Raw genomic sequence first — 11148 nt, 5'->3', positions numbered from 1 at the left:
TCAGTGTGCCCCTCCGGCCGCACCTTGCACGGCCAAGTTGAGCTGGAGCACATTGACGCCGGGGACGCCGATTCCCGCGCCGGAGGTGTTCGCTTCGACGAGCTGCTTCACCCGCTCCACCGGCAACCCGGTCACGCGGGCCACTCGGGCGATCTGAAGGTCGGCGTAGGCGACGCTGATCGCCGGGTCGAGGCCTGAGCCCGACGCCGTCACCGCGTCCGGCGGTACCTGACCGGGTGACACGCCTTCGCGCTGGGCGATGAGGTCGCGCCGTTCCTGGATGGTCTTCACCAGGTCCTCGTTGTACGGGCCCTTGTTGGACGCGCCGGAGGTCGACGGGTCACCGGGGCCGAGCGCGTCCTTCGAAAGCGCCGAGGGTCGGTTGTGGAACCACGGGTCGTGCGCCGGGTCGGCCGGCACGGGGTCGACGCCGATGAGCGACGACCCCACCGCCTGGCCGTTCTGCGTGACGACCGAGCCTTCGGCGTTGCCCTCCAGCCCGGGGATGCGGGCGACCGCCCACACCGCCAGGGGGTAGAGGATCCCGAGCAGGACCGTCATCACGAGCAGGACGCGCAGCCCGGCCCACGTCTGCTTGACGAGAGTGTTCACGACGTTCACCCGATTCCAGGGATGAGGCGCACGAGCAGGTCGATCAGCCAGATCCCGAGGAAGGGGCTGACGATGCCGCCGAGGCCGTAGACGAGCAGGTTGCGGCGCAGCAGGGCCGAGGCCGACGACGGCTTGTACCGCACGCCGCGCAGGGCCAGCGGGATCAGCACGACGATGATCAGCGCGTTGAAGATGACCGCGGAGAGGATCGCCGACTTCGGCGTGGCCAGGTGCATGATGTTGAGCGCGCCGAGCTGGGCGAAGATGCCGGTGAACATCGCGGGCAGGATCGCGAAGTACTTCGCGAGGTCGTTGGCGACGCTGAACGTCGTCAGCGCGCCGCGCGTGATCAGCAGCTGCTTGCCGATCTCGACGATCTCGATCAGCTTCGTCGGGTCGCTGTCGAGGTCGACCATGTTGCCGGCCTCCTTCGCGGCCGACGTGCCGGTGTTCATCGCGACGCCGACGTCGGACTGCGCGAGCGCGGGCGCGTCGTTGGTGCCGTCGCCGGTCATCGCGACGAGCCGTCCGCCTTCCTGCTCCTTCTTGATGAGCGCCATCTTGTCTTCGGGCTTGGCCTCGGCGAGGTAGTCGTCGACGCCCGCGTCCGCGGCGATGGCCTTGGCGGTGAGCGGGTTGTCGCCGGTGATCATCACCGTCTTGATGCCCATCGCGCGCAGTTCCTTGAAGCGCTCCTTCATGCCCGGCTTGACGACGTCGGACAGCCGGATCACCCCGCGCACCACGGTTTCCTCGGCGACGACCAGCGGCGTGCCACCCTGGGCGCTGATCTCGTCGACGACGCGCTCGGTCTCGTCGGGGAACTCGCCGCCGTTGTCGCGCACCCAGGCGCGGACCGCGGACGCGGCCCCCTTGCGGATCCGCCGGCTGCCGAGGTCCATGCCGCTCATCCGCGTCTGCGCGGTGAACGGGACGAACTCGCCCCGTTCGTCTTGGGACGCGTGGGCCGCGGTCAGCTCGACGACGCTGCGTCCCTCGGGGGTTTCGTCGGCCAGGCTGGCCAGGCGGGCGGCCCGCGCGAGTTCGTCCATAGTGGACGTTCCGACCGGGATCAGCTCGGTGGCCCGGCGGTTGCCGAAGGTGATGGTGCCGGTCTTGTCGAGCAGCAACGTCGAGACGTCGCCGGCGGCCTCCACCGCGCGGCCCGACGTCGCGAGGACGTTGCGCTGCACCAAGCGGTCCATGCCCGCGATGCCGATGGCGCTCAGCAGCGCGCCGATCGTCGTCGGGATCAGGCAGACCAGCAGCGCGGTCAGCACGATCACGGACTGCTCGCTGCCGGAGTAGCGGGCCATCGGCTGCAGAGCCACGACGGCGAGCAGGAAGATGATCGTCAACGTCGAGAGCAGGATGGTCAGCGCGATCTCGTTCGGCGTCTTCTGCCGCGAAGCGCCTTCCACCAACGCGATCATGCGGTCCACGAAGGACTCGCCCGGCTTGGTCGTGATCTTGACGACGACCCGGTCGCTCAGCACCGTCGTGCCGCCGGTGACGGCACTGCGGTCGCCGCCGGACTCCCGGATGACCGGGGCCGACTCGCCGGTGATGGCCGACTCGTCGACGGTCGCGATGCCCTCGACGACGTCGCCGTCGCCCGGGATCACCTGGCCCGCCTCGACGACGACCAGGTCGCCGATCTTCAGCTCGACGCCGGGCACCTGCTCTTCCGAGCCGCTCGACGTGAGGCGGCGGGCGACGGTCTCCTTCTTCGACCGCCGCAGGGATTCCGCCTGCGCCTTGCCGCGCCCTTCCGCGACAGCCTCGGCGAGGTTCGCGAAGAGCACCGTGAACCAGAGCCAGACGGCGATCAGGATGGTGAACACGCTCGGGTCGGTGACCGCGAAGACCGTGGTCAGCGCGGACCCCACCCACACCACGAACATCACCGGGTTGCCGAGCTGGTGCTTCGGGTTGAGCTTGCGGAACGCGTCCGGCAGGGACGTCCAGAGCTGGCGGGGGCTGAACACCCCGGCGCCGACCCGGCCGGCGGGTTCGGCGGGAGTCACCTGGGGTCGTTCTTCGGTGACGGTCATGCGAGTGCCTCCGCGATGGGCCCGAGCGCGAGCGCCGGGATGAAGGTGAGGGCCGCGACGAGCACCACCGTGCCGGTGAGCATGGTGGCGAACAGCGGCCCGGTGGTGGGCAGCGTGCCGGCGGTTTCGGGCACCTTGCGCTGCGCGGCCAGGGAACCGGCCAGGCAGAGCACGGCGAGGATCGGCACGAACCGGCCGATCGCCATGGCGACGCCGAACGACGACTGGAACCAGTCGCTCGTCGCGGTCAGGCCGCCGAACGCGCTGCCGTTGTTGTTGCCGGTGGACGCGTAGCCGTAGAGGATTTCGGACAGGCCGTGCGCGCCGCCGTTGCCGAGCGCGCCCGTCGTGCCCGGCAGCAGCAGCGTGATCCCGGAGCCGAGCAGCACCACGGTCGGCATCGCGAGCATGGCGATCGCAGCGGCGGTGACCTCGCGCTTGCCGAGCTTCTTGCCCAGGTACTCCGGCGTGCGCCCGACCATCAGGCCGGCCAGGAACATCGCGATGATCGCCATGACCAGGATCCCGTAGAGGCCGGTGCCGACGCCGCCGGGCGAGATCTCGCCGTAGAGCATGTTCAGCAGCGGTCCCCCGCCGCCGAGGCCCGAGAGACTGTCGTGGGCGCCGTTGATCGCGCCGGTCGAGGTCCCCGTGGTGGTGTCGGCGAAGATCGACGTCAACCCGATGCCGAACCGCTGCTCCTTGCCTTCCATGCTCGCGCCCGCGGCCAGCGCCGCCGGGTTGCTCGCGTTGGCTTCGGAGAACCAGATGATCGCCAGCGACGCGGCCCAGAGCAGGCTCATCACGCCGAGCAGGACGTACCCCTGCTTGGGCTTGCCGACCATCTTGCCGAACGCGCGGGTCAGGCTGACCGGGATCACCAGGATCAGGAACAGCTCGATGAGGTTCGTCCAGGCGGTGGGGTTCTCGAACGGGTGCGCGGAGTTGGCGTTGAGGATGCCGCCGCCGTTGGTGCCGAGCTCCTTGATCGCCTCCTGGCTCGCCGCCGGAGCCAGCGCGATGGTGCTGTGGCTGCCGTCCGGGTTCGTCACGGCAACGCCGGCCTTGAGGCTCTGCACCACGCCGAGCGCGATCAGCACGATCGCGAAGACGAACGCCATCGGCAGCAGGACGCGGACCGTGCCGCGCGTGAGGTCCACCCAGAAGTTGCCGAGCCGGTCGGTCTTCGCGCGGACGAACCCGCGGGTGACCGCGATCGCCACGGCCAGGCCGACGCCCGCCGACAGGAAGTTCTGCACGGTCAGCCCGGCCATCTGCACGAAGTGGCCCATCGTCGTCTCGGGGACGTAGGACTGCCAGTTCGTGTTGGTGACGAAGGAGACCGCGGTGTTGAACGCGACGCCCGGGCTCACCGAGCCGCGGCCCAGGTTCCACGGCAGGAGCGGCTGGAGCCGCTGCAGCAGGTAGAGCAGGACGACCGAGACGAACGAGAAGCCGAGCACGCCCGCGGCGTAGGTCGGCCAGCGCTGCTCGGAGTCCGGGTTGACGCGGAAGAGCTTGTACAGCCCTTTCTCGAGCTTCCAGTGCTTCTCGGTCGAGAAGACGCGCGCCAGGTAGTCGCCGAGCGGTTTGTAGACCGCGGCGAGGGCGGCGAGGAGGAGGCCGAGCTGGATGAGCCCGGCCGTCGTGTCGGACATCAGAATTTCTCCGGCCTGATCAAGGCGACGAACAGGTACACGAGCAGGCCGAGCGCCAGCAGCCCGCCGACGATGTTGGCCACGGTCCCGGCGCCGCTCACAGCTTCTCCAGCCCGCGCAGCGCCAGCGCGAGCACCACGAACACGCCGATCAGCAGGACGGCGTAGAGCAAGTCGGCCACAGGGCACCTCTCAAGACGGGTCACCGGGTTCGGTGACCGGACAGTTCACTGTGCGGCTGCGGGACCCCGTCCCGACCTGCGGCTGACGGCCTCTTGATGCGTTCCTGACACCCATTTACGCCGTCTTTATGGCGGGTGGCGGGCGTCACGCAAACGTTTGCCGATTAATCACTGTATGCAGTTGGTTAGTGACTCGCGACACAACGAGTGACCGAACAAGTGCGGAACGTGCAATTCGGGCAGACAAGATCTTCGGGCCGTGTTACACCTGTGTTACCGATAGTTGTATCGGCTAAGTAAATCTTTGGGAGAGGGGATCACCTATGTGCGGTATCGCCGGCTGGGTTTCCTACGACGCCGACCTCACCCGCCGCCAGGACGTGGTCGACGCCATGACGGCGACCATGTCCTGCCGCGGCCCGGACGACGAGGGCACCTGGGTCCGCAAGCACGTCGCGCTCGGCCACCGGCGGCTGGCCATCATCGACCTGCCCGGCGGCCGGCAGCCGATGTCGGTGCACACGCCGAACGGCGACGTCGCGATGGTCTACAGCGGTGAGGCCTACAACTTCACCGAGCTGAAGGAAGAGCTGACCAAGCTCGGCCACAAGTGGGAGACCGACAGCGACACCGAGGTCGTCCTGCACGGTTACCTGCAGTGGGGCGACGAGGTCGTCGACCACCTCAACGGCATGTACGCCTTCGCGATCTGGGACGAGCGCGACGACCGCCTCGTCATGATCCGCGACCGGATGGGCATCAAGCCGTTCTACTACTACCCGACCCGCGACGGCGTCCTGTTCGGCTCCGAGCCCAAGGCCATCCTGGCGAACCCGCTGGCGGGCAAGGTGGTCGACACCGACGGCCTGCGCGAGCTGATGGCGTTCACCAAGCGGCCCGGCTGGTCGCTGTGGAAGGGCATGGAGGAGGTCCAGCCGGGCACGATCGTCACCGTGTCCCGCGAGGGCGTCCGCACCCGCACGTACTGGAAGCTCGACGCGAAGCAGCACACCGACGACCAGGAGACCACGGTCGCCCGCGTCCGCGAGCTGATGACCGACATCGTGCACCGCCAGCTCGTCGCCGACGTCCCGCGCTGCGTGCTGCTGTCGGGCGGCTTGGACTCCAGCGCCGTCACCGGTCTCGCCGCGCCGCACCTCGCCGAGCAGGGCGAGCAGCTGCGGACGTTCTCCGTCGACTTCTTCGGCCAGGAGGAGAACTTCAAGCCGGACGAGATGCGCGACACCGCGGACTCGCCCTACATCCGCGACGTCGCCGACCTGGTCGGGTCGGCGCACCAGAACGTCATGCTGAACCCGGCGGAGCTGAGCGACCCGGCGGTGCGCCGCGCGGTGCTGAAGGCCCGCGACATCCCGGCCGGCCTCGGCGACATGGACACGTCGCTGTACCTGCTGTTCAAGGCGATCCGCGGCGAGTCGACGGTGGCGTTGTCGGGTGAGTCGGCCGACGAGGTGTTCGGCGGCTACCGCTGGTTCCACGACGAGAAGGCCGTTAACGCGGACACGTTCCCGTGGCTGGCGTTCCGGACGTCGATGATGGACGAGCGGGCGTCGCTGTACACGACCGAGCTGCGGCAGAAGCTGAACCTCGAGTCCTACGTCGCGGACCAGTACGCCACCGCGGTCGCCGCGGTCGACCACCTGGACGGCGAGACCGCGCTGGAGGCGCGGATGCGGACCATCTGCAACCTCCACCTGACCCGGTTCGTGCGGATGCTGCTCGACCGCAAGGACCGCGCGTCGATGGCGGTGGGCCTGGAGGTCCGCGTGCCGTTCTGCGACCACCGGCTGGTGGAGTACGTCTACAACACGCCGTGGTCGCTGAAGACGTTCGACGGCCGGGAGAAGAGCCTCCTGCGCCACGCGACGAAGCACGTCCTGCCGGAGTCGGTGGCCCAGCGGGTGAAGAGCCCGTACCCGTCGACGCAGGACCCGGGCTACGCGGCGGCGTTGCAGCAGCAGGTCAAGGAGGTCCTGGCCGAGCCGGGTCACCAGGTGTTCGGCCTGGTGGACAAGGCCTGGGCGCACCGGGTGTCCGAAGTGGACCCGGCGGCCATGGACCCGGCGGCGCGGATCGGCCTGGACCGGCTGCTCGACCTGTACCACTGGATCGAGATGTACCAGCCCACGCTCGAACTGTCTTGACCTCGAGCGCCCTTGAGGTGTGAGGCTGGGCGGCATGAAGGTGCTGCTGTTCGGCCGCAACCCGGCCACGGTCTCGAGGGTGACGACGGCGCTGTCCGCGGCGGGTCTCGCCGCGGACGGCGTCGTTTCGGAGGAAGCCGTCCTGACCCGCCTCGGCGTGGTCGACGCGCTGGTACTGGGCGCGGGGGTGGTGGGTTCCCTGCGGGAGCGCGTCACGGCCGCCGCGCTCCGGCACGGCGTCGTGTGGGTGCAGGGGCCGCACATCCTCCCGGAGCGGGACGCGCTGGAGTACGTGCGGACGGAGATCCTGCCGCGGCTGGCGGCCCGGCGCTGAGCTAGCTGTGATGTCTGGGGAGGTTGGTCAGCCGGGTGACCGGCGGCTTACCGCCGGTTGAGCTGTGGGGTCGATGGTGATTGTAGAAATGCAGCCATCCCGGTAGCGCGGCCCGCCGCAGGGTGTCCGATGGGTAGAAGCGGGCGTAGGCCCAGCCCTCGGCCAGGGTGCGGTGGAACCGCTCAATCTTCCCGTTGGTCTGCGGCCGGTAGGGCCGGGTCCGTTTCGGGGTGACACCCAGCTCGGTGCACGTGTCGCGCCAGGCATACGAGCGGTAAGCCGACCCGTTGTCCGACAGCACCCGCTCGACGCTGACGCCGCGGGCAGCGAACCAGGCCACCGCCCGGCGCAGGACAGCGGTCGCGGTGGCGGCGGTTTCGTCGGTGTGGATCTCGGCGTAGGCGACGCGGGAGTGGTCGTCGAGCACCGTGTGCACGAACGCGGTCCCGATCGTGGGGTTGCGGTAGGCGTTGCGGGGTTTGCCCGGTGTCGCGGCCCGGTTGCGGTCACCTTGAGCGCGCCCGACGTAGCGCCAGCCGCCGCCGTCGGGGATGTTGCCGAACTTGGTGACATCGACATGGATCAGCGAACCGGGATGGTCGTGTTCGTAGCGGCGCAGCGGCTCGGCCGGTGACCCGGTCGATGCGGGACAAGCGGTTGATCCGGCAGCGCACCAGCACCGCGTGCACGGTCGATGCGGGCAGGCCGAGCCGGCCGGCGATCTGGACCGGGCCGAGCCGCTTGCGCCACCGCAGCCGCACGATCGCCCGGACCAGGTGCTCGGGTGTGCGGGTCGGGCTGTGGTGCGGACGGCAGCTGCGATCAGCCATGCCGGCCACGCCTTCGGCTCGGTAGCGCTGGGCCCATTTCGCGGCGGTTTTGGCGGCGACCATGAACATCTTCGCCGCTGCGGTGCAGGTCCAGCCCTGCTCGACGATCAGTCGAGCCAACCGGAGTCGGGTGCGTGGGGTCAGGGTGGCGTTAGGGTGGGACACGAAGGCCTCCGGACAGGTGATGTGGTTCCTCGACAGCTCCGCTTCACATCCGGAGGCCTTCACCTGTCTGTACGACAGGCCGTCACCGGGTCACCTCAACTCGGGACAACGTCCCTGAACATCACAGCTAGCGCCGGACCTCCGTCAGCTTCACCGGACGCCGTTCACGACGCGAGACCTCACACGCCTCCGCGATGTAGAACGCCTCCAGCGCATCCGCCGCGACACACGGCGACGGCGCCCGGCCGGCGACGACGTCCAGGAATGCCCGCAGCTCGGTCGTGTACGCCGGGCGGAAGCGCTCCATGAACCCCGGGTACGCCGGCCCCGGCAGTGGGGGCACGCCCGGCTCCACCGACCGCAGCGGCGCCCGGTCGTCCAGGCCGACCACCACGCCCGACACCGACCCCAGGACGTCCAAGCGCACGTCGTAGCCCGCGCCGTTGTAGCGGGTCAGGGACACCGTCGCCAGCGTTCCGTCGTCCAGGGTCAGCGTCGCCGCCGCCGTGTCGACGTCGCCCGCGTCCACGAAGAAGCGCTCGCCGCGGTTGGCGCCGATCGCGTACACCTCGGCCACCTCGCGGCCGCTCACCCAGCGGATGACGTCGAAGTCGTGGACGCCGCAGTCGCGGAACAGCCCGCCCGAATGCGCCACGTACTCCGCCGGCGGGGGTGCCGGGTCGAACGTCGTCGCGCGCAGCGTGTGCAGCCAGCCCAGCTCGCCCGACGCCACCGCCGCCCGCGCCGCCGCGTAGCCCGCGTCGAACCGGCGCTGGAAGCCGATCTGGACCTGGACGTCCGACGCGCCGATGCGGTCGATCACCGCCAGGGTGCCGGGGATGTCCGCCGCGACCGGCTTTTCGCAGAACACCGGGATGCCCGCGTCGACCGCCGCGATGATCAGGCCCGGGTGCGCGTCCGTGGCGGCCGTGACGACCAGGCCGTCCAGGCCCGCGGTGAACAGCTCGTCGAGGGATGCCGTCTCGACGCCGAGCTTCGCGGCAGCCGACTGAGCACGCGCGGGGTCGACGTCGGCCACGACGACCGACTCGACCTCGTCGAACCCCTTGAGCGTCTCCGCGTGCGCGGTGCCGATCCGGCCGGTGCCCGCCAGTCCCAACCTCATCGTGGTGCTCCTCCTGTAGCCAGAACCTCGGCGGTGGTCGCCCGGACCACCAAAGACGGGTGCAGCAGGTGCCGGACCGGCTCCGTGCGCTCCCCGCGGACGCGTTCGACCAGCGCTTCGAAGGCCAGCCGGCCCATTTCGGTGCGCGGCTGGTCCACTGTGGTCAGTGAAAGGTGCCGCAGTGCCGCCAAGGACGTGTTGTCGTAGCCGACGACCGAGACGTCCTCGGGCACGCGCAACCCCGCCTCTTCGAGCGCCGAGATCGCGCCGACGGCGTTGAAGTCGTTGCCCGCCACCAAACCCGTGGGCAGGTCGGCTCGCGAGTACGTCGCCAGCAGCTCCTTCACGGACTTCTCCCCCGCCGTGTCGGTGTGCTCGCTGCGCACGATGACCGGGTCGAGCCCGTGCCGCCGCATCGCCTCCTGGAACCCGCGGCGGCGCTGGGCCGCGCCCGCCGCGCCCCCGCCGTCGAGGTGGGCGATGCGCCGGTGCCCGAGCCCGACCAAGTGGTCGACGGCCAGCGCGGACCCCGCCTCGCCGTCGTCGTTCACCGTGTCCACTGTGGACGACCGGATCGTCCGCGAGACCAGCACGACCGGGCACTGCTTGGCCGCGAGCTGGATCGACGCCGCCGGCACGACCGGGGAGAGCAGGATGATTCCCGCCGGACGGAAGGAAAGCAGGTTGTGCAGGGCGTTCCACTCGCGCGCGGGACTGCGGCCGCCGGTGTTGAGGATGAGGTCGAAGCCGGCGGCCTGCGCCGCCGCGTCCAACCCCTCGACGACGTCGGCGAAGAAGGCGTTGCGCAGGTCGTTGACCATCACGCCGAGCACCGTGGACGTCCGGCTGGCCAGCGACCGCGCCATGACGTGCGGCTGGTAGCCGAGTTCTTCCGCCGCGCGCAGGACAGCGGCGCGCCGGGCGTCGGAGACCTTCGGTGAATTCCTCATCACCAGGGAGACCAGTGCGCGGGAAACCCCCGCCCGCGCGGCGACGTCCTCCATCGTCGGACGCATGCGACACACCTCCCCTGATCACCGGAAACTCGGCCTTGACTTGCTGTGACGGACGCTACAAGATTAGAGCGCTCTAATCAATAGAGCGCTCCAACGGACCAACGGAGGCCCCTTGTGACAGCGACGATCCGCGTGGCCGCCGCCCCGATCTCCTGGGGCGTCTGCGAAGTCCCGGGCTGGGGCCGGGTGCTGGACGCCGCGACCGTGCTCGGCGAGATGGCCGCCCTCGGCGTCCAGGCGACCGAGCTGGGCCCGCCCGGATACCTCCCGCGCGACCCGGCCGAGCTGCGGGAGCTGCTCGGGAAGCACAGCCTGACGCTCGTCGGCGGCTTCCTCGCCGTCGTGCTGCACGCCGACCGGGAAAACGCGCTCAAGGAAGCCGAAGAGTCGGCCGCGCTGTTCGCCGCGTGCGGTGGTGACGTCCTCGTGCTCGCCGCCGCGACCGGGCTCGACGGTTACGACGAACGCCCGAAGCTCACCGACGCCGAATGGGCGACACTCATCGAGACCGCCGGCGAGATCCGGGACATCGCCGCCGCGCACGGCCTGCGCACCGTGCTGCACCCGCACGTCGGGACGCACGTCGAGCAGCAGGCCGAGGTCGAGCGCTTCCTCGCCGACTCCGATCTCGGCTTGTGCCTCGACACCGGGCACCTGATGATCGGCGGGACGGATCCGGTCGAGCTGGCGAAGCGGTATCCCGAACGGGTGGGGCACGTGCATCTGAAGGACGTCCGAGAAGACCTCGCGGCCGACGTCCGCGCGGGCCGGCTCGGCTACACCGACGCGGTCGGGCGGGGCATCTACACCCCGCTCGGCGAGGGGGACGTGGACGTGGCGTCGATGGTGCGCTCCGTCCAGGCGGCGGGCTACGACGGCTGGTACGTCCTCGAACAGGACACCGCCCTCGGCGACTCGAGCCCCGACGACACACCGCGCCGGGACACCGAGCGCAGCCTGGCCCACCTTTCGAAGATCATCGACTCCCTGTAATCGGTCCCAAAGGA

The 11148-nt window shown here is 69.9% G+C and carries 10 protein-coding genes and 1 pseudogene; 3 read left to right on the top strand and 8 right to left on the bottom strand.

All coding sequences use genetic code 11. From position 1 onward, the window contains the following. The 4 genes from ACZ7OU_RS45210 to kdpF are packed head-to-tail and all read right to left on the bottom strand — an operon-like array spanning position 1 to position 4425. Positions 1-612 carry a potassium-transporting ATPase subunit C gene (locus ACZ7OU_RS45210; protein ID WP_470259989.1) on the bottom strand — a complete coding sequence of 204 codons (612 nt, stop codon included), beginning with the start codon at positions 610-612 and terminating at the stop codon, positions 1-3. 5 nt (positions 613-617) lie between these two features. Then, positions 618-2666 carry a potassium-transporting ATPase subunit KdpB gene (gene kdpB, locus ACZ7OU_RS45205; protein ID WP_470259988.1) on the bottom strand — a complete coding sequence of 683 codons (2049 nt, stop codon included), beginning with the start codon at positions 2664-2666 and terminating at the stop codon, positions 618-620. Then, a complete protein-coding gene (kdpA, locus tag ACZ7OU_RS45200) occupies positions 2663-4324 on the bottom strand; it encodes a potassium-transporting ATPase subunit KdpA (RefSeq protein ID WP_470259987.1) in 1662 nt (553 codons plus the stop codon). Before kdpA ends, kdpB begins: the two co-directional genes overlap by 4 nt. Beyond that, complete coding sequence (kdpF, locus tag ACZ7OU_RS45195; RefSeq protein ID WP_328443292.1) at positions 4324-4425, bottom strand: K(+)-transporting ATPase subunit F; 102 nt, start codon at positions 4423-4425, stop codon at positions 4324-4326. Before kdpF ends, kdpA begins: the two co-directional genes overlap by 1 nt. Before the next feature lie 403 nt (positions 4426-4828). Here kdpF and asnB point away from each other — a divergent pair, with 403 nt between their 5' ends. Both asnB and ACZ7OU_RS45185 read left to right on the top strand, forming a co-directional pair. Continuing rightward, positions 4829-6670: an asparagine synthase (glutamine-hydrolyzing) gene (gene asnB / locus ACZ7OU_RS45190; RefSeq protein WP_470259986.1), complete on the top strand. Its 1842-nt coding sequence runs from the start codon at positions 4829-4831 to the stop codon at positions 6668-6670. Between the two features lie 34 nt (positions 6671-6704). After that, positions 6705-7004, top strand: coding sequence for a hypothetical protein (locus ACZ7OU_RS45185; protein ID WP_470259985.1), 300 nt, complete (start codon positions 6705-6707; stop codon positions 7002-7004). A 1-nt stretch (position 7005) separates the two neighbouring features. Here ACZ7OU_RS45185 and ACZ7OU_RS45180 read toward each other — a convergent pair whose 3' ends face one another. The 4 genes and pseudogenes from ACZ7OU_RS45180 to ACZ7OU_RS45165 form a co-directional block, all read right to left on the bottom strand. Beyond that, positions 7006-7827: an IS481 family transposase gene (locus tag ACZ7OU_RS45180; protein ID WP_470260169.1), complete on the bottom strand. Its 822-nt coding sequence runs from the start codon at positions 7825-7827 to the stop codon at positions 7006-7008. Next, positions 7739-7999: pseudogene (locus tag ACZ7OU_RS45175) on the bottom strand (leucine zipper domain-containing protein); the annotation flags it as partial. The pseudogene ACZ7OU_RS45175 and the gene ACZ7OU_RS45180, both read right to left, overlap by 89 nt. Before the next feature lie 127 nt (positions 8000-8126). Continuing rightward, complete coding sequence (locus ACZ7OU_RS45170) at positions 8127-9125, bottom strand: Gfo/Idh/MocA family protein (protein WP_470259984.1); 999 nt, start codon at positions 9123-9125, stop codon at positions 8127-8129. Beyond that, positions 9122-10141 (bottom strand): LacI family DNA-binding transcriptional regulator, encoded by a 1020-nt coding sequence (locus ACZ7OU_RS45165; RefSeq protein ID WP_470245000.1) that lies wholly within the window; start codon positions 10139-10141, stop codon positions 9122-9124. Before ACZ7OU_RS45165 ends, ACZ7OU_RS45170 begins: the two co-directional genes overlap by 4 nt. 114 nt (positions 10142-10255) lie before the next feature. Between ACZ7OU_RS45165 and ACZ7OU_RS45160 the strand changes: the two genes are divergently transcribed. Continuing rightward, positions 10256-11134 carry a TIM barrel protein gene (locus ACZ7OU_RS45160; protein WP_470259983.1) on the top strand — a complete coding sequence of 293 codons (879 nt, stop codon included), beginning with the start codon at positions 10256-10258 and terminating at the stop codon, positions 11132-11134. Positions 11135-11148: the final 14 nt, after the last annotated feature.

This window comes from Amycolatopsis sp. NPDC114505, assembly GCF_055633615.1.
The sequence above is the reverse complement of the archived record's forward strand: the minus strand, read 5'-3'. Positions and strand labels throughout refer to the sequence as shown.